6 protein-coding genes are annotated in these 20,865 nt (G+C 59.6%); 3 read left to right on the top strand and 3 right to left on the bottom strand.

Annotated elements, in window-relative coordinates; genetic code table 11:
• The first annotated feature begins 272 nt into the window (after positions 1–272).
• Positions 273–2,168 carry a hypothetical protein gene (locus ACQZAB_RS07375; protein ID WP_428388473.1) on the top strand — a complete coding sequence of 632 codons (1,896 nt, stop codon included), beginning with the start codon at positions 273–275 and terminating at the stop codon, positions 2,166–2,168.
• Positions 2,169–2,358: 190 nt separating this feature from the next.
• Here the strand turns inward: ACQZAB_RS07375 and ACQZAB_RS07370 are convergent, their stop codons facing one another.
• Together ACQZAB_RS07370 and ACQZAB_RS07365 are read right to left on the bottom strand one after the other, a co-directional pair.
• Positions 2,359–3,627, bottom strand: a complete 1,269-nt coding sequence (locus ACQZAB_RS07370) for a hypothetical protein (RefSeq protein WP_428388471.1) — start codon at positions 3,625–3,627, stop codon at positions 2,359–2,361.
• A complete protein-coding gene (locus ACQZAB_RS07365) occupies positions 3,624–16,445 on the bottom strand; it encodes a Calx-beta domain-containing protein (protein WP_428388470.1) in 12,822 nt (4,273 codons plus the stop codon). Before ACQZAB_RS07365 ends, ACQZAB_RS07370 begins: the two co-directional genes overlap by 4 nt.
• A gap of 1,281 nt (positions 16,446–17,726) precedes the next feature.
• Between ACQZAB_RS07365 and ACQZAB_RS07360 the strand changes: the two genes are divergently transcribed.
• Both ACQZAB_RS07360 and ACQZAB_RS07355 read left to right on the top strand, forming a co-directional pair.
• Positions 17,727–18,443: a hypothetical protein gene (locus ACQZAB_RS07360; RefSeq protein WP_428388468.1), complete on the top strand. Its 717-nt coding sequence runs from the start codon at positions 17,727–17,729 to the stop codon at positions 18,441–18,443.
• A 229-nt stretch (positions 18,444–18,672) separates the two neighbouring features.
• The gene (locus ACQZAB_RS07355) at positions 18,673–20,274 is read left to right on the top strand and encodes a hypothetical protein (protein ID WP_428388466.1); all 1,602 of its coding nucleotides are present in this window, start codon (positions 18,673–18,675) and stop codon (positions 20,272–20,274) included.
• A gap of 46 nt (positions 20,275–20,320) precedes the next feature.
• Here ACQZAB_RS07355 and ACQZAB_RS07350 read toward each other — a convergent pair whose 3' ends face one another.
• Complete coding sequence (locus ACQZAB_RS07350) at positions 20,321–20,830, bottom strand: hypothetical protein (RefSeq protein ID WP_428388464.1); 510 nt, start codon at positions 20,828–20,830, stop codon at positions 20,321–20,323.
• Between the last annotated feature and the right edge of the window lie 35 nt (positions 20,831–20,865).

Genomic DNA, 20,865 nt, shown 5'->3' with positions numbered 1-20,865 from the left:
GCATGTGTCATCGATCAAGTCGAACCTAGCCAGCCCACCTATCGCCCTCGGAACACCTCAGCCCAAGCCTGCCCTGCTATTTTCTTTTCCGCTTAGACGGCCTCTTGCACGATAAACCAAGAGAAGGGGTCCTCATGCGTCTACATATTTTTCTAGGTCTTCTTGTAACCAGCGCCCTCGTCTCATCCTCGTACGCCACGGTGATAGAAGGCCGTCCACATGGACCCGGCGGTCCAATCCGATATCTGGAAGTCAGTAATCAAGAGCCCTTTGTGATCGAAGATGGCTACTTTGATAGCGTCTATGGGGGCAATCCGCTTTTCATTAGAGGTGGCACGTTTGGAGATGATATTGCCACTCCGCATGCCATCATTTATGGCACTGACTTCCGTATCAATGGAGCGCCCATTCCGGGCTTGGATCAGCCAGGTGATAGCCAGATCTTCGAACCTATAAAAATTGGGACGCGTCATTTCGCTGGAGCCGTTGAGAGCGACTCGCACCCTATCCCACGCAGAGTCTTTACCGGGCTTCTGCAGAATCAGACCGCCTTTGCCTTCGATAGCAGAGAGCGAGAATACAGTGCAACACTTGTGTGGGAGCACGTCTTTTTCACGAATCTGAGCATCAGAACACTTGAGTTGTGTGTGGTAGAGGTGGATAGTTGGCAGCCTACGGCGACTCAGGCCAGCGGCCTTGTCTCGCAGCAAACCACGCTCCCCGGGCAAAAGATCACGCTCAACGCAGGGGGCATCCTGCCCCGGAATCATGTGGTCTATGGCGGAGAGCTCTACCTCAACGAAGGCTCCCAGGCCGCTCAAGGCCTCCAGCTGATCGACGCCTACGCAGAACTGAACGGAGGAGAGATCTGGGAGTTTCTGGATCTGTACGCGAATAGTCATTTGGTCATGAACTCAGGTGTACTCAGGCGTTCGGTCGATGTCACGCACGGCAGTCACCTCGAACTCAGAGGCGGACAAGCATGGGACGGGATTCGTGCATCGATCGGGGGGAAAGTGACCGTCGATGGGGGCCAGGTGGACCTTCTCGAACAGACGCCCGGCGGCACCATTCATGTCAAATCTGGAGTCGTTCACAGGCTACGGCAGGAGTTTTTCGCAGGCTTTGGCTTTGACACGCAGAGATTCGATCTAAACAGAATTCACTCCCAAGAGCCATCCAGCATCATCATCGATGGTGGCAGTGTTGGGAGGGTGGACTTATTCATGCCAACCAACATCACGCTTGCCGGGGGAACGCTTGGATTAAGCCATACAGCGGTTCCGTTCTACCACGAGGATGAAGTCAGAATCGCAGTATCAGGGGGCACCCTACGATCCAGTTCAGACCACGCACTCGATAGCGTGATCACCCAGATCTCAGGTGGCCGCCTAGCGCCGCTTTCCTCAAGCTCTGACGACCTCGCTTTCGGCCTCGAGACCCACATTTCCGGTGGCGGCTTTGATGTGAACATGATCTTCGATGCAGAGACCTACGCCCGACGCTACGCCGCTACCGGGCGAACGCCCGACCTCACCCTCTACGGCAGTGAGTTCAAGCTCGATGACCAACCCATACCCGGTCTCGTCGTCGGAGAACCCCATGACGTCCAGCAGCGGAATCAGCAGCTCACCGCCCTGCTGGCAGATGACACCCCCTTCATCCTCGATCTGTATAGCGAGCGGCTCGATGGCCAGGACTACGTCGATCCCAGGTCGAGCATCCGCCTCATCCTCATGCCTCAAATCACGGGTGACTACAACAATAACGGCCAGCTCGATGATGAAGACCTGACGCTCTTGCTCACGAACGAGAACGACCGAAACCTCTTCTTCGACGCCGATGGCGATGCCTGGGTCACCAGGGAAGAAGACCTCGCTTTCTGGGTCGAGGAACTCTTCAGCAGCAAACTCGGCGACTTCGATCTCTCAGGGACCGTCAACATGCAGGATCTCAGCCTGCTTGCCTTGAACTTTGGGTTGAACCACTCAGCGACCTATCAACAAGGCGACGCCAACAGCGACGGCAGCATCGACCTCATCGATCTATCCTTGCTGGCAAGTAACTTTGGCTTCACACGTAGTGTCCCCGAACCGGCATTAGCGGCAAGCTTGTTGGCATTGCTGTTGGTAAGGCAAAGGTCAATGAACAGACTTAAGGTCGATTAGAGACCCGACTCAGTTGCATGGCTTATCCGGTTGGTGGTTGTAAGGAGACGGTGGGGAAATTGTCGGGCATCATAAGAGGCCTTGTTCCAGGGAACAGTTATGGCAGCTACATCGGTATCCGTATGCGGCATCCCAGCATAGCCCTACTGGCGCTAACCTGTTTTACTGCCATGCTCTACGGGGATTGTGATCACCGGCGGAGCCCAGAACGAAGGAAGCACAGAAACAAGAGATTTAGAGCGGATGGCTCTGGAACGGGGGCAGCAGGAGCACCAAAGCTCGAAGCCAACAAACTCAGATCGATGAGATCAACCAGGCGATCGCCATTAAAGTCGGCATCCGCATAGGCATCAGCCGTCAGACCGAAGTTCGAGGCCAGGGTCGACAGATCAATCAGGTCCACGACGGAGTCCAGATTGCTGTCGCCCAGGCGCGAGCCGAACAGATCGACGGTCCAGAAGGCCAGATCAGAAGCAGTGCTCGCGCCATCACCGTCCAGGTCGAAGGCCGGGTCGCCAAGGTTCTCGTAGAGGATCTCGATGTCAAATGCATCCAGCCGACCATCACGGTCGAGATCACCGGGCATAACTTCTGCAGCATCGAAACCGAATGACTCCGCAAGCAGGGAGAGATCGATCAGGTCGATCATCCTGTCAGCGTTGAAGTCGCCAAGCTCATAGCCATTGACGGATTCGCCAAAGCCCGAGGCTACCGCCGAAAGATCGATGAGGTCAACGCGTCCATCGAGGTTGCTGTCACCCAGTCGCGTGCCGAAGAGTCTTTCAACCCAGGCCTGCACATCCTCGCTGTCTGTCTGCTGGTCACCCGTGAGATCGAAGTCCGGATTACCCAAGTTGTCGTAGAGACTGGCCAGGTCACCAGCATCCAGCGCTCCGCTGCTGTTGAAGTCACCCGTGATCAGTGAGCCGGTTAGTTCGATGAAACCATCAATGATCGTCGGCGTGACAGGACCAAAGTTGGTTGGATTATTCAGAGTCTGCGAAAGAACCAGATCGAACGGGCCATCGTCGCTGAAAAAACCGGTCGTATCGATCGTGATCCTGGCCAGCAGACCATCAGCCGGGACCGTACCCGAAGCCGTCGTTGTCGAATAGAACGCAATCTGAGGGATAAGGACACCGCTGGCCGAACCCAAGCCAGTATTGTTCCATTCAAAGATGGTGCCGGTGAAAAGATCGACCGTCGTGATGGAGGGCCCATCGATGCCTCCTGCCTCAGGACCTCCGTCACCGATCTGGACATTCAGGTTCAAGCCCTGAACCGGCTCGGCATCGCTGCTGGCATAGATTTCGATGATCTGCTCCGGCGTATCCTCCAGCAACGTAAAGGTCCCGAGACGATCGACCTCACTGCTGCCTCTCAAAACAATCGCGGCTTCGGCAGCAACAGCCGTCAAAGTGCCCAGCAGGAAAAAGGCGAGAACATGGCGCCTGATCATGGTGCCACCTCCTGGACAAGAAGCTGCTCGAACCGCTCAAAGAGCCTCACATTCGCTTCGCGCCAGCGATCGAGCGGGCCCATGATGTCGTCATCAAACAGACCGAAGGCTGGTGACAGCCCAAAGCCAGGCCGGAGTACTTCGGCGACCTGAGCCTCACGGTCTGCAGTACGAGACTCTGACCAGAAATGAGCCACGACTTCGCTTTCCGCCGCTGTCCATGCGACTTGCTCAGCCTCGGTATCGCCATCTGGCGGAGGTGGGAAGGGGAAGATCAGCGTGTCGTTATCGTTGATCAGGAACGAACCGAAATCATTGGTCAGCAGTGCCGTGGTGCCGATGAAGGCGTAGGGCGTCTGAGCGATGGAGATCTTGCTGTTGCCCGAGGTGATGCCATCAATCTGGAGGTAACCGATCTCAACTTCTTCCGTGACACGGTCATCAACTATCCCCACCACAACCGTCGCCGTCGTCGAACCTGCAGGGATTGTCACGGTCGCGCTATGCGTGAAATCCGATCCGGGGATTGCCTGGTCGTAGATATTGAAGAGTATCGGGGGGCTGTTGCTCAGGCTGATCGTCGTGCTGCTTGAAGAAACACGCGAAAGTGATATAAGGAAGGAGGCCGGATCGGGCCGTGGAAGTCCACTCTGGTTGACGAGCCCTTCCGTTGCGCTGTCGTCGATGACAGCGATGGAGACCTCAGCCGTATCCTGATCAATGATGGTCGCCGTTCCGGTCCGGTCGAGGTCTACATCAACGTTGTTGGCACCCGACAGACCGGTGATCTCAAGGGTGATGGTCTCATTGCCCTCGATCAGGTTGTCGTTGAGCACAGGAACGGAAACGATGACGTTATGCGTGTTCGCCGGGATAGTCACCCGACCGGACGGAGCCGTGAAGTCGGATCCAAGCGTAGCCGTGGACTGGCTCGTCTTGACGATGTAGTCCACGGTAACCGCTTCGGTCACCGATGAATCGACGCCGAATTCGTTGGTGATCTTGAACTCAAACCGAGCAGATGTCCCATTACCACCCGAACCATCAGGATCAACACCAGCCGCAAAGCCCTCGACAAACACCAGATGCGGGGTGTCGTTATCGATGACTTCAAGAAAACTCGTCAGATCACCCGTGAGCGTCTCATCAAAGATCGAGAAGAGATAATCCAGAGTCGCCGAGGTGATCGTGATAAAGGCCCCATCGTTCGGCTCGATCAGAGTGTCCTCCTCGATACGGACGGACACCTTGGCACTGGATTCACCTGCGTTGATGATGACGACAGGTTCGAGAAGGGTGACGTCCGGGTCGGACTCTGACAGATTCAGGATAACTCGGGAGTCGAGGGGAACCGGATCCGTCAGGAATACATCGACCTCGACAACGCCCGCCGCCTCACCAAAGCTCGAATCAGGGAACACGATCTCAAGCGTCGCGCATCCGTCGGGCAGCAAGCCCGGCAGGTCGAGGCAACCAGAGGGCGTCAGTTCGGCCACGCCAAAGACCGGAGCGAAGCCCGCGAGCTCGAAGGTCGTGGTGAAACGCGCCTCCAGCAGGCTGCCATTGACCACATTGATATCGAGGGTTGCCGCCCCACCGAAGAGCGCATTACCTAGGACCGTAGCGGTGAGATCGGCGCTACCGGTAAGATCGAGGTTGGTACCGACAGCACGGAAATTGATCGAGCCAGCCAGATTGACATTGGTGTCACCGCCAAGACCCGGATCGATGAGCATCGATCCGTCGAGATCAAGCTCGAAGCTGTTGCCTGACACAAAGTTGCCATCAACGATCCGGCCCGATGCGGTCGTGTTGATCCTGAGATCAGCGGTCCCGCTGGCCGAGAACAGCCCACTGAAGAGATTGGCGGAGGCCGCGTATGCCAGATAGCCGTAGATATCGAGCACCCCGTTGGTCTGCCGGCTCAGTGTGATGACACCGTTCGTGCCGAGATCGAGGGTCATGGACTGCGTGCCCGACTGACCCGCCAGCGAACCCGTCGTCGCAGAAGGTAACGAACCGCCATAGCTGATCGTGTCGGGCACCAGGCCGTCGAACGGATCAGTCACCTCGCTCGGCAACATAACCTCGATAGCCAGGGCGCCCGAGACAGTGAGACCGCTGCTGTCAGACAGCCCGATCGCGCCCGTCCCGCCCACAGCAATCGAATCGTTGAACAGATCGACTCGTGCGTTCCGCAGACCGAGCTCAACGTAGGTCCCCGAAGACACCTCGATATCCGGTACCAGGCCACTGACAAAGCTCGGCACGTCCACGAAACGACCACTGTTGAAAGTAAAGAAGGCCTCGCCTCTGATCTCGACAAGATTGTTGATCCCCAGTCGTGATGCCTTGACCGCGAAGTGACCGGCAGCCGTCGGATTGAAGACCGACCCGCCGAGTTCGAGCCAGGCCGAGACTGCGGCCGAGCCAAAGAAGCCGAGATCAGCGGTGGCGTCCGCGAATAGATCAAGTTCGAAACCGTCACCGGTCAGTGCGATCTGCGTCGCGAAGAGCCCGTTGAGTCCAAGGTCGTAGACCAGCCCGTCGAGTGCCAGGTCCCCACGAGCAAAGAGGCGAAGGCTGTTGGCATCGATCGTTAGCAGACTCTGGAGGCTCGAGGGGATGAACACCGGCGGAATGACCTCACCAGAAGGCAAGCCGGTCGGCGTGAAGTCGAGAACCTTGGAGCTGGAACTGGAGTTGAAACCAACCGACAGCGTGGTCCCGCCGGAAGCGATCGCCAGCGAAGTATTGGTATCGAAGACAAAGCCGCCGTAGACACCGTCACTACGAACCAACGGGAGTTGGAAGCCTCCAAAATCCACCAGCTCGGTAATCGTTGCTCGCTGAATCCCACCGGCAAAGGTCACGTCGATACCGCTCTGGAAATCAGGCCCGAGCAGGTAAGCCAATGCGTTGTCACGCAGATTCCCATCGCCATAGAGCACGAGGCCCTCAGCGTTGTCTCGGACCAGGAAGGTCCCGTCCAGCGTCAGCGTCCCGAGGTTGAGCACACCGTCGACCCAAAGTGCGCCGGAGTTAGCCTCGACGTCTACATTCACCACGCCACCCGGCGTGCTCAGCATGATGGTTCGATCGCTGCCGGTCGTGTTCACTAGCAGCCTAGCGTCGGCATTGGCCCCAAGCGTCACGATGCCAGCACTACCGAACGAGAGCGAGCCCGTGTCGAGCTCCAGCAGAAGGGCACCGTAGAGCCCGGCATTCGCGTCAATCGCCAGTTGGCCCGAGAGACCTGCCGAAAGCCCGCCGCCGAGACCCTCAAGCACGCCGACTGAACCAGAGACAATCAGTTCGCTGTTCAGCCCGCCGAGGCTGGAGTCCTTGACCAGGCTCAGCCGCAGATCCTCGGCTCGGATCACATCTTCCCCAAGCTGCGGGATCGCTAAACGATCGGCGCTGGCCAAGAAGGCGAAGTCGGGCTGGAACAGATCGTCTGGAGAATCTGGGAACTGCGATTCGAACACCCCCACCACGCCCTCTGCAAAACCGGGCAGATTCAGCGTAGCCGAGAGCCGACCGCCACCCGAATGCTGGATATCGTCGAGCTGCCGCAGTGGCGGCTGAACATAACGCGGGTCGGCAAGCACATCCGTTGGGTGAGCCGGTGGGCTGTCATTGAAGAGTGGGCTGAACAACTCAACCCGAGTCGTTGCTCCGATAGGTTCCGGATTCCCGGCACTATCCGTAAAGATGAACAGATCATTGGCCACTGGGCCCACAGTACGCGCCAGCCACGCCTGGACCGCCGACAAATCAAAGCCGGTGTCAATCGCAAACACCGGAACCGGGAAGCTGAAAGCACTAGCCTCGTCGATCAGACCGAGTAGGAACGCATCGGCCTGGTTCTCGACCGACGCCGGCAGCAGCGCCTCGAGCAGCGTCTTACCCCCAGACAACTCGGTCAGCGGGTTACCCACAAGCCCACCGATCAACTCACCGGCGTTGACCTGATTGAAGCCGAAGGTTGCCGTCAGATCCACGCCATAAGGTCCGGACGACGCCTCGGCGACCAAGCCAGAAGCACCAGCTCTCAGCCGAGCCTTGCCCAGGTCAAGCCCCAGAAGGGTCAGATCAACAAAACCATCCAGATAGGCCGCGGCCAGAAGCTCTTGCGTCTGGGTCGTCGCGTCATCAAAGCTGAACACCGGACTGGCCGGCGGATCGTACAGACCATTGCCTAGATCGAGCACAGGATCGCCCGTGTCATAGGCCCCATTGCCATCGAGGTCGGTGAAACTCTCAGTCAGGCTCTCAGAGACATCCCGAACACCGTTGCCGTTGACATCCTGAAATGGATCGGGTCGGGTCTGACGTCCATTGAGATCGACATCCAGGAAGAGCTCACCATCCGGCAGCCCGTTGCCGTTGAGGTCGTAGAGAACATCCACGCCCAGATCGAACCGACCATTGCCGTTCGTGTCAGCGAAACCCTCGTTGAGGCCGAGCAGCGGATCACCGGCGGCAGAGGGCGAAGGAGCCGTGTAACCATCGGCTGACCGCCCAGGCACCAGAGCCTGCTCGTCGCGGAACACAACCAATCCCGGCAAGGCCGCCAGACCGACCAAATCAGCACCCGTGGCCGCATCGATCAGTGGCTCGAGGAAATTGATCACGCCCGTCGCAGGATCAGCCGACCAATCGAGCCGACCATCACGATTCGTATCGATGAAGCCGGCCGAAACTCCAGGATCGAAACCCGAGAGCCTCGCCGGGTCGAGGAGGCCGTTACCCAGATCCTCCGCCACGTCAGCGAGCAGGTAGACATCCGCACCAACCAGCAGCGACGACGAGACCAACGCATCTTCGACACCAAATGCTAGGTTGCCAACACTCGAGCCCTGCGGGATATGATCAGACCACGCTTGCGAGTCATCGATCAGCACATCGATACGCGGGTCGTAGAAACGATTGCCATTCAGGTCGGCAAACCGCAGGCCGAACTGACCGTTCACAGGTTGCGCGGGTTGGAAAGCCGGATGACCCTGGCCGTCAGTCCCCGGTATGCGGTCAGCAAGGATCACCTCACCCGAACCGTCAAGCGGACCCACCAGCGCCGGGATCAGGTAACTCGTGTAACTATCGACCAAGGTCGCCGGACTCGGCGCGTAGAGTTGCAAAGTACCCAGCGGCGCATTATCGGTGAGTAACTCGACCACGCCCGTCAGGTAGTCGGCGAGGATGGTCACAACCTCGATACCGCTTGCGCCCGTGGCGATGAGCGCATCAAAATCAGAGAGATCGATCCCGGTAAGCCCAGCAATCTGCGACCACGGCCCGCTGAGATCATCGCCGACATCCGCAGTCAGACTGCCCAGCGCACTGATCACGGTCGCAGGGTCACGCAACAGATCAGGGATCATCAACTCACCGGTCAACAGCAGCCCGCCGTAGGCCGTCATATCGTCGTACCGACTCTGCAGGTAGACCGGGATCTTGTCATCCTGCCCGGTCGGCAGTTCGGTATTGCTCCCCGCGAAGTCGAATCCATCGGCATACCCGAAGTTGTAGACCCCTTCGGCGAAGAGCGTCCCACCAATCGCCTGACCGTTAGGGTCCGTGTCTTGTGGGCCGAATACGATCCCACTGATCCGCGCGAGATCGAAGCCTTGGAAGCCCAGCGTCCCCGCCAATCGTGCCTCCCACCCGGTGAAAGGATTGAGGGCATCACCGAAGGCTGCAGCAATCTGCGACTCGGTCGAGGATGGATCAACCAGCACGTCGATCAACGTCCCCGGTAGCTGAGCCGTAAACCCGATCTGCAGTTGATCGGTGATGCCACTGGTTGCGAAGATCGCATTGAGTTTCTGGATGACGTTCGTCGTCTCGAGATCCAGCGTGATCTGGTTCTTGTTCAGGATCAGATCGACCTCATTGGTCGGGTCACCGATCGGGAAACCGAGCAGCGAAGGCTGGATCGCACCCGACAAGGCGAACGCCGGGTTGAAAGCCTGGTAAGCATCGATCAAAGCCTGATCACCACTGGCCAATGCGCCAGCAAAGGCCGCACCGAATGCATCGCCCAATGCTCGGGCAAACACTTCGGGTGTGGACAGAACCTGCTGCGCTTCCCGCCAGAACGCGGTAACCGCCAGGCCGGCCACCGTCCATGGGTCGGTCATCGCCTGAGGATCGATGAACACCGGAGCCGAATCCGTCAGCGACGACAGAACGCCGACCAGTGCAGTACCCAGACCCGAGCCGGTAATCGGAGCTGCCACCGAGAGATCGAGCAGAGTGATCAGGTCGTTCTCTCGGCCGGCCAACCGATCGGCTTCAAGACCCCTTGCGATCTCGTCCAGCAGCCCTGCCAGTTCGCTGTTCGTCCCCGCAAGCGCACCATCGAGCACGGTACGAAGACCGATGAACCAGGCCTCAATCATCCCGTCCGTACGAAGCGTGCCGGCAAGCTCGGCACGACCCGGAAAGAGGAAGGCCAACGGGTTGTCCGCCGGCGGGACCGACAGGCCGAAACTGAAGGTCGGGTTCAGGACATCACGGGCATCGACAAGAACACCCGCCGTCGCAAACGGCAGCCCAAGAGCGCGCAGGTCACCGGTACCCAGCAGCGACAGCCCCTGACCGCCCTGAAGTTGATCAAGCGAAGGAAACGTCGCCGCGAATTCACCTGTGACAGATACCAGCCCGAGCACAGCCAGACTCGTCAGCTCTCCTCGCAACGCGAGAGTCGCCGGCAGACTCCAGATCGGATCCAGCCCACTGCCATTCCACAACTGACCAAGGATCCCCTCGATCGTCGCGATCTCCGTCAGATCCCAATCAGCAGGCGACGGAATATCAGCAGGGTTGATCGTGGGCTGAGACGTTTCAACACCCTGGAGAAGATCCTGACCGAACACGATCGTCCCACCACCACCGAGGGTCAGCGTCGATGGACCCAACGGAATCGGCACACCGAAATCCACCGTCGCCGCGATGGGACCGGCCGTCGTCAGGATGACGGTCCCACCTCCGCCATAACTCGCAATACGCAACGCGCCGGAGATCGCCAGGTAATAGATGTCATCAACATCGGAATCAGTCTGCTCGTTGGCATCCGCTCGACCGACCGTGAAGGCCCCGCTGGCCGCAAAGCCATCACCCAACTCAAGCCCGATCGACAGCCCAAGTGCGTTGAGGTCATCGAGATTGACGACCTCACCGAGCTCGAGAATACCGAAGGGCAGACCCTGCGTTTGCGCCTGCAACAGCGCGGCGGCAAAAGCAGCCTGAATCTCTTCCGGCGTGGCCCCGGAGATGAACGCATCGAACGGCTGACCACCCAGCTCACCCGCCCAGGCCAGGAACGTCTCAGCCAGTTCGGTGAGCTTTGCCACGTCGAACCCGACACCGGCGTAGGCCACATTCGCCTCAAGCCCGACGTCACCCAGCGCATCACCAAGAAAACCTGGTAAGCCGATCGAGCCATCCGTAAGAAGCTTGACAGCCGTCGGATCGGCAATACCGATGATCGGCGGATCACCCGCGCTGTCCGCTTCCGCCGTCGCAAAGAAACCAGTTAGAAAATCGAGGCTGATCTCGTTGGTCTGCATCGGCAGGAACCAGTCCTGCAACGTATCGAGCATCGAGCCTTCCTCGACACCGATCGTCACCGACGACAGCAGACTGAAGTCCGGCAGAGCCCCCGCAAATAGATCCAGATCGTCGACTGTCCCGTACAGACCGATCGCTGGTGAAGCGAGACGAACCGACAGATTCTCGATCAGCGGGATCGACTCATCATTCGAGAGATTCAGCAGCAGCGGGTCTTCACCAGCGCCACCAGCCGTCGCCTCGAAATACGTGCCAAGCCCGATCGTGAGTCCTTCGGTCGAAATCGACAGCAGACCGACCTCGAACGAGCCCCCGGAGAAATCCTCGGCCAGACTGAGGTTGAGGAAACCGTTAAGCCCCAGGCTGTCAAGGACAATGAAGTTGCCGAAACCAACCGTACCGTCGAGTTGCACCCCACCAGTAAGATTCAGGTCGTACGACCCACCATCGAGAATCAACGAACCCTTCAGCTCCGCCGAGAGACCGTTGAACGTGAAGTCGACACCCGCCCCCGACCCGCTCGGATTGTCCGTCGACACCTCGAGTGAAGCAAGAATCTGATCCGCCGGCTGAATACCTTCCTCATTCGGGTCGGCATCCTCCCCGAGATCGTAGAGCACGGTCTGACCGCTGGCATCGACGCCATAGCCGAGCAGAATCAGATCCGCGTTCTCGTCCAGACGGTACCCCGCAACTCTCAACTCACCCTCAAAGCCGAACCCACCGAACTCGAGCCCGCTGAGACCAACCACCAAATCCTGAACGATCGGGATCACCGGGAACGGGTTCACACCCGTGAAGTCGAAGGCCACATCGAAGCCGAATCGATTCTGGCCAAGGTCAGTGGCATTCTCTGCCGTCGCCGCTCCAGCCAGTGCAGTCTGACCAACAGACACAGCAGGCATAAACCGAAGGTCACCAAACACCGAGAAGTCGAACGCCCCCTCCACGCCAACATCGAACCCGGCCAGATCGGTATACCCGTCCTCCGTCAACCGAGTGAAGGACAGGCTGAGACTGTCGATATCCAACGGCAGCACACCACCGAGTCCGAGGGTCGTCAGGATGCCCTGGCTATCCCCCTGACTCGTCAGCACCAGTTCACCCAGTCCAATCCGAAGCTCAGGATTCGTATCGGCATTCACGAGATTGAGTCGAACCGCCTGATTCTGGTTCTCAGCCGTGGCCTCGATACCAAACAGCAGGCCACTCAATGGACCGGCATCCGGACCAAACGCGAGCGAAGCCGAAACCAGCGTCAGGAGATCCGTCAACGGATCGTCATCAACCGTGAACGTCGGGTTGTTGAGCCGCAGGTCGAAAACAGCCGACCCCGAGTCAAAGGCCGGCCCCACACCCAGTGAGACACTGGTCGCAGTCGCCTCGAAGCTTCGGTCATCCAGACGCAGCGCGATCGACAAACCCGATGCCTGAACCACCACACCCGGCAGATTCAACGCCGTACCCCCCGCCATGAACAGCACATCCGGTAGACCCGAGGTCAAGCTCCCCGATCGGTACGTGAACTCGGGCACCTGGATCGTCGCATCCGTGAGCCGGAACAGACTCGTGCCATCGAACTCTGGGCCTAGATCAAGATCGCCGACACTCGAGAGCGTCAGATTGGCGAAAGAAAAACCATCGATCACCCCATCAGACCCAAGTTCGTCATAGAGGCTGATGTTGTCGACGGACCCGCTGACACCCTCGAGCCCATCAAGCAGCAACTCGAGCGTCGCGCCGTCGGCCGTCGCGACCACCGGCAGCGTTGCGCCCGAGAAGTCGATCGCCGCATCTGGGATACGCAGTCGAGCCAGACCCTCAATCTCAAAGACAAGCTGGTCGAAGAGAAGCCCGTTCAGCTGAGGCGCGCCCGAAAGAGCCAGCACTCCCGAAGGCACATGCTCGATTAGGAGATCCCATTCGAAACCCGCAGTCACACTGCCGGAAGCCGCACCACCAACAAACGTGAGATCGCCATCGACCATGGCCTCGCCACGGAAGCTCAGCAGCAGATCCTCTCCCGAAGCCGGTGTGAAGGTCGCACCCACGACGATCTCGCCACCCAGGAGGCCGCTGCTCGTATCAGCCACCGCCGACACCGAGAGAACCGCTTCGGGAACAGGAGAGAGACTGAGTAACCCCGCCGGAATCAGTCCAGACGGCAACGCCAGCAGGTCGCCCTGATCATCGAGACCTGGCAGCAACAACGACCCATCGAGCGAGAGCGATCGTCCTGCCGGGAGATCAAGGTTGAAGTCCTGAAGACCAAGCAGAAGACCCGAAACATCGGCCAGTCTCAGATCGACGCCATCCACCAGGAGCGTACCACTCAGTTTCCCTCCACTGGAGAGGTCCGTCAGAACGCCTGATCCGTCGTAACTCTGGACACTGATCGTTGGTGGCGTGCCGAGTAACGCGCCAAGTTCCTGCTCCAAAGCCGTTGTGTCGATCTCAAACGTAGCATCAAGCTTGAAGGTGTCCAGGTCCACAGTGCCATCGGCTAGGCCGTCGAATGTGGCCGCCAAATCCGTCAGCGTAACCGGCACCAGAGTTAATCCGAGTTCTCGCTCCCAGCCGCTTGGCAGCGACAGAGCCAACGACGCCAACTCGACGCCCCCGTCGTAGCGAATCGCCAGACCGTTAGCCACGGCCGTTGGGATCGCACCGGTGACCTCAAGCGCAGGAAGTGTGCCCGTCAGCGTCCCCAAACCGATGAGCGTGTCGTCAGGCTGACCCTGTCGGTCAAGACGAAAAGCCACCGCAGGCGTCACCCCCGACGACGTCGCCGTCAGTACAACAGCCCCAGCGATCTCGGCCGCGATGACACGAGCCTCAAGATCAAGCGCACCGGTCGTCATGTCGAGAGTGGCCAGGAATGCAGAGAGATCGTCGCTCGCGTTGTCATCACTGACTGAGACTGACAAAGGCCCGTCGGGCAAGAGGGTCACCTCATCGGAAACAACCGTGATCTCACCACCAACCAGACCCTGACGATTGCTCAGCCGATCGAGGACCAGCGTGGCCGCACCAGCATCAACGATCGTCGTCCCACCCAGCGAGACATCCCATGCCCCGAGCGCTAACGAGGCACCGAACAACTCGAATGACTCGATCGTCAGCCCGTCTCCATCCTCGTCATAGAGATTGACGCTGCTAACAGCCGCCGTCACATCCAACCCGTCGAGTAAACCCTCGAACTCAAGCGTGAAACCCGCCGCCCGCGCAATCAGGCCCTCAGGGTCTGGTGTTGGCAGGTACAGCACCGACTCCACCGTCAGGGTCGCAATCTCAGGGATCACCACCGTAAAGCGCTCGGCCTGAATCGCTGTGATCTCGAACGCTCCGGAATACGCCAGCGCATCGGCATCCACCGTAAGCGGCCAGTCAAAGCTCACCCGAACCGTGCCCGACCCGCTGACACCAAGCAGCGAGAGATCCGAGGCCTCCAGCGATGCCTGCCCGGAAAGGTCGACGGAGAACGTCCCGTTATCGATCGTCAAGGTCCCGCCCACCCCCAGGGCACCGGTCACAGTGCCCAACTCACTGGATGAAACCGCAGACAACTCGAGATAGACCTGCTCGCCCGCCAGTGGTTCACCAAGCTCCACCGGCATGGCCTGTGGGATACCTGCAGCATCGAAACCACCCAGCGTCAACGACCCCTGCAGCGTGAGCGTCCCAGCACCCGCAGGCAACGGAACCTGGATATTCCCCAGCAGCAGCCGCACCGGCGGGGTCTCGGCCAAACCGAGCGTCTCTCCGGCATAAGACAGACCAAAACGAAGCGGTATCTCCGCGGCGACCGGAACGAAGCCCGTCGTGCCCGCATCATAGACCTCAAGATCAATCGTCAGCCCTGTCGACACACCCAATAGCGAAGAGAGCCGATCCACCAGCAACTGCGGACGGGGAACACCTGTCAGCGTGAAGCCGATGACCCCGTCATCTCCCGGCGTGTACTGGCCCTCGATACGCGTCAGCTCGAACGGAACGTAGCCCCCAAGCATCAGGAAGGAACTGACCCCCGCAGGCACCGTCACATCCAGCTCAAACGCACCGGTCGATACATCGATCGACCCCACATTCGGGATCGGGATGCTGTCCGCCTCGGAAGCCGTATCGAGACCCGGCAGCACGCCGGAGAGCCCGCCCGGGAGCAGGCTCAGACCCGCCGTGTCAAAGGTCATGGAACCGGTCTGGATCGGGTCACTCTCCGCCTCCGGCCGGAACACAAACCCCTCGACCCCCAGCGTCAGACCTTCCAACGTCAACAGCGGCGCGCCGCCAAGCCCCAGACTCACATCACCCAGGCTGAACGAACCCGAAAACTCGAAACCGTCTACCTGGCCGTCACCGTTGTCGTCGTACCCTGTCGCGTTACTCAGGCTCAACTCGAGCGAACCAAGGCCCGGAATACCGAAACCGTCAGGGAGATCCTTGAAGCTCGCCGTCGCATCGCTGATCGTCAGGACACCCTCACCCTCGCCTGCTCCCGCAGCGACAAACTGCGTCCCCGTGAGCGTCAACCAACTACCGACATCAATCGTGACAGGTTGCGCTATCACCGTCTCGGGTGTAATGGCTTCGAGCCTGTTCAGGAAAGTGGTCTGCGACTCACGCGCAATCAACTCATCAGTCGCGTCGACCGCACCATCACGGTTGAAGTCGTATGGGTTGTTGACACTCGCCGAAGCCGTCGGCGCATGCCGCGCCGCGAGCTCATCGCTCGCATCGACCGTGAACGTCAATGGACTGTCGCCAGTCTCACCCGGAGCATGACCAAAATAGAAGACATCTTCTGCGGCCAGGCCGGTCGTCGCGTTGGCCGCAACACGCACTTCCAGCCATGCTCCTGAGACGGCTTCGTTCGGATCAACCGCTGCATCCTGGTTGTTGTCCTGCCAGACAAGATGCACGCGGTCCGATCCGTCCAATCCCGCTCCCGGCCGGACCAGAATCTGGAAAGGCTCTGGGGCCGCCAACCAGTCCGTGGTGTCGTCGCTGTTGCCATGACGAAAGATGAAATCACTGACATTGAGCCCCGATGGATCAGCAAGCCCCTGGACATCAACCATGACTCCATTGAGGCCTGCCACCGAACTGCTGATATGGCTGTAATCGCCACGGCTACCGGGCAGGAGAGCCTGCTTGTCTACCGCTATCGCCGCTTCATCCGACACCCCGGCCTGACCGTCGTACTCATCATGAAACGAGTTGTTGTAGAAGACTGAGCGATGCACGACAGCCGCGGTGCTGTCCTGTTCCCCACTCTGTCCATTTACCCCCAACTCCCAAGGGGAGCCGCTCAGCAGAATCCGCTGCTCAAGCAACTCAAGGGCTCGGCGAGCCGGAAGAGGCCCAGAAAAGGCCAAAGGGCCAAGTGCCCCGAAAGCGCGCACGAACCACGCCTTCATGGCTTCAATGCCAGCGTATCGCCTTTGCTTGCCCTTCACCCTGTCTCCCAATACCAAGAGATCAGAAGCCCAATACAGCCCCAATCAGTGGGTAAATTGTAGCTGACAGCCCTGGATAAATGAAGCGTATGCTGAGCAGATCCACGACCACTCAGGTCACCCCGTGTTCCTTGGAATACAGCAGCCAGTGTCCTCCCGCAGGCCGGAGTGACCTGCCGCCCTCAATCTGATCAACTTAAAGCTCACTATCAGAATTGGAAGAGCACTAGGAATGATCTCCTGTCCGCTGTGAGCATTGGTCGTTCTGTGCAGTCACAGAAGTTCTTAACCCCGGAACTCAAAGGCTGGGCCATACATCCAGTCAATACCTGCCCCCCCTCCCCGGTATGGGGGGCTCTGGGTGAATCCTTCATTGAACGTGTGGTGCCTCTTGAGCAGCACGTTAGAACATCGCCTCTAACCCTCCCTCTCCAGCCCCGCCTCAACCATCGCTAGGACCGCCTTCCGCACACCCTCAGGCAGCTCCCGCCAAGCGTCCACTACCCGCCTGAGATCCGCCTGCAGTTCCCTGCAGGGCTGTTCTGCATTGGATTCTGCAGCAAAGCCATGATCATCCAGCTCTAAGTCTTTGTCTGAGCAGATACTTGCAGGCACAGGTTCAAGTCCTGTCGGGCCCATTCCTGATGATTTGGCATATCTCGATATCAGCCGAATCTAGCTGATAACTCATGCCATCAACTGAAGTTCCGGGGATCTGCGGAATCTGAGAAGGATCAGCTTTCTTGTCGTTTCTGCTCGTTGCGGACATCTTCTGCGTCGGATTTTGCGCTGCTATGTTGTCGTGCCTGAAGTTGGCTGAGCGTTGAGCTTAGCGATCACGACGACGGGGTTGTTAGCGACGTGCCATCGGCTGGGTGGCGACGGATGTATGGATGTGAGCCTGCCTATCAAGCGAGTCGGAAAGCGATTTGTTTGACCATGCAGCCCGGTCGGACAATCCTTACGTGTACTAATGGTGCTGGCTTCCGCCGTGAATCTTGCCTGGTGTGTGTCGTTAAGCTGTTGGTATGACAGGCGTCTTCGAAGTGTTCTGCATGGAGATTAAGGATGTTGATTGAAGATACTCGCACGATACGCGTGGGCCTCTACGGTTGCCTGGTGGGTGTGTTGTTGCTGATATTGGCGGGCACGGGTCTGGCGGACGCAGGGGAGGCTGATTCGGGAGAAGCAGCAAGCATCCGTGAAGGTGGCATTCACGCTGCGGTCCTTGCAGAGGCGTATGGCTACGAAGATGGTGGCGGGTATGTGTGGGAGAACTCGACAGGTTCGCCGCGTGAGCTGGTCTGGGAGAGCGAGGTGGTGCTGCGGAAGCAGCCGGAGGGGACGTACTGCTCGGGCTTCACGTTTGCCGTGATGTTTGAGGTGGCGAAGGCGCGAGGCCTGTTCGAGGGGAAGACGGTTCGTGACCTGCGGATGCTTCAGCGACGCTGGTACGGCGCCGTGGAAGACGAGCAGACGCGTGAGGTGCAGGCCGGGATCGCGATGGAGAAGCTGGGGGTTGGCCAGCGGATCGGTGCCGATGAGGCGGTCGCCGGGGACTTCCTCCAGTTCTGGCGGACACGATCGGGGCATGCGGTGATCTTTCTGGGATGGGTCGAGGAAGACGGCAAACGGGTCGGGATCCGGTACCGCTCGACGCAAAGGGCAACGGACGGCATCGGCGATCACGTCGAACGGTTCAAGGCACATGGCGGGCATGTTGATCCGCAGCGGTGCTACTTCGCGCGGCTGGATGAAGGCGTGGCGGCGGATGAAGCGGGATGATCAGCGCGTTGGCCGGCTTTGGTAGCTCCGGCCAGCACTTGTCTCTGAGACCTGCCCCTTCCACTCCCCCAGCCGCCTACCCCCCGGCCTATCCCGCAGGCGGAACCAATCAAGCATGAATGGCCTTAGCTGCTCACTTTCGGCTTGCGGTTCTCGGGGGATGGTTCATGCTTTGGGGATCATGCGTGATGTTTGCTCCAGAACATTGAGGGCTCTTTGTGCTGGCTGGATGCTGTGGGTGCTGCCGGCGTCGGGGCAGGTCTTGCCGCCTGTGTCCGGGACGACGCTGACGCTGGGCACCTCGCCCAACCACCAGCTCTTCATTCCGGATGATCTGGACGTGCTCGGGGATGAGGTGGACCTGCTGGTGCATTTTCATGGGGCTTCGGACACCGTGAACCGCAACGCGGGTCACTCGGGGTTGAATGCGGTGATCGTCAACGTTTCCTATAGCGGGTTCTCTTCGGCGTACTCGGGACCGTTCAGCGATCCGGCACTGTTTGGCGATCTGCTGGAGAGTGCGCGGACGACGCTGGCATCCCGGCCGGGGTTCTCAACGGAGCTGGCGTGGGATGCGGTGTCGGTGTCGTCGTTCAGTGCGGGGTACGGAGCCGTGCGGGAGATCCTGAAGCAACCGGCTTACTTTCAGCGGATCGACGGGCTGCTGCTGGCCGACTCGCTGTACGCATCCTTCACGAGTTCATCGGATCAGACGCCACGCGATTCGCAGATGGTCGACTTCAGGGCGTTCGCCCAGGCCGCGGCGAATGGCGACAAGACCATGATCGTGTCGCACTCGCAGGTCCAGACGTTTACCTACTCCAATACGGCCGAGACGGCGGACGACCTCATGGCGTATGTCGGAGCGGTTCCCACGCCGACCTCGGAGACGGGGCTTGGGTCCCTGTCCTTCTACCGGAAAGCCGAGGCGGGCAACTTCTCGGTCTGGGGGGCACAAGGTGCCGACGGCGATGCCCATCTTGAGCACCTCCGGTACATGGGCGAGTGGCTGGATGATCTGCCGGTCGATCGGTTGAGCACAGACCCAGGCGATGGCGGGATCACGCTGGCCGATTTCGAGTTAACAGAGGCTCCGTTCGACTATTCGCCCTTGTACTCGGGCAGCAACTTCGGGATCCAGAGTGCTACCGCCGAACGTGTGTTCGATGAAGCTCACACCGGGCAGGCATCGCAGCGGATCGGCATCACGAAGCAGGGGCGAGCGCCCGCCTGGATGCTCAGGCATACGTCGGGTGGGGCCTTCCCATCGAACAACACCCCCCTGCCGGCGGAGGGCTGGATCGGCTTATGGCTCAAGACCGAGACAGAGGGGGTCTCGGTTCAGATCGGTCTGGATGATCCCGACAGCGCCGATCTCTCGACGCTGAAGCCCGTGCTGGCTGACGGCGCGTGGCGGCTGTATCAGTGGCGACTCGATGATCGCGAGCAGTGGGACGCCTGGGCGGATGGGGACGGGAGCATCACCGGCCCGCTGACGACCGTGGACGGGATCTTCCTCCACGGTGATCGAAACACGACGATCTACCTCGATGATGTGGTCTTCAGCGAGACATACATCCCGCATGGCCTAGCTGGCGATGCGAACCTCGATGGGGCGGTCGATCTGATCGACTTGTCCATCCTGGCGACCCACTTCAACGGAGCGGGCGATTGGTATCAGGGCAGCTTCAACGGCGACGGCGTGATCGACCTGATTGACCTTTCGGTCCTGGCGACCCAGTTCGGTGTCGATGCATCGGTGCCCGAACCGGTGTGGCTGGTCACGCTGGCTCTAGCCGGCGTACTTGCCGCCAACCGTCGCCTGAAGTAGTCACTCGCTCATCTTCTCCACTCAGGGTGGCCACGCAAAATACAGTTCAGCGAAGGCTGGCCTCGATCCCGGTTAGTTCAGTGATGACTGGTTCGAACAGCGTGAGCAGCTCGTCCACGCCCGGCACTTGCTGAGCCTCGGTCGATGGCAGACGGGCCGATCGCACCTGGCTGTCGATCATCCAGGTGAACGTGTATTCGGGTTCGTCCGGCTCACGCGGAAGTGAGGCTTCAGCCTGTTCGGCAAGCTGCTGGTAGGGAAGCCTCTCGACCACCACCCAGAGCGTCTGAGCCCGCTGCTCGGTGAGGTGGTGCGAGCCGTGGCTGACCGTCTGATTGTTGCGTGTGTGCTCCAGCGCAAGTCTTCCCGGGCGTTCCAACACGATGTGCCAGGCGGCGAAGCCCTCGGCGTGCGAGGAGCCGCCAGAGTCGAAGGTGAAGTGTTGGATCATCGGTACGGGTCTGATCCTTGCCGGCCCCTCTGCAGGTGGAGGCTCAGCCCGTTCGCAGCCAGCCAGCGCCAGCATCGCGGTGAAGGTCAGCAGAAGGTGTCGCACGGCGATTTCCTATCAACTATCGGCAGAAGCCGTTC

The sequence above is a fragment of the Mucisphaera sp. genome, from assembly GCF_965279675.1.
In the GTDB taxonomy this organism is placed as follows: Bacteria; Planctomycetota; Phycisphaerae; order Phycisphaerales; family Phycisphaeraceae; genus Mucisphaera.
This window is presented reverse-complemented; position numbering and strand designations above follow the sequence as displayed.

Excerpts from the sequence above, each read along its gene's own strand:
- ACQZAB_RS07370 (WP_428388471.1), bottom strand. The coding sequence starts at position 3,627 with ATGATCAGGCGCCATGTTCTCGCCTTTTTCCTGCTGGGCACTTTGACG.
- ACQZAB_RS07360 (WP_428388468.1), top strand. The coding sequence starts at position 17,727 with ATGTTGATTGAAGATACTCGCACGATACGCGTGGGCCTCTACGGTTGC.
- ACQZAB_RS07355 (WP_428388466.1), top strand. The coding sequence starts at position 18,673 with ATGCTGTGGGTGCTGCCGGCGTCGGGGCAGGTCTTGCCGCCTGTGTCC.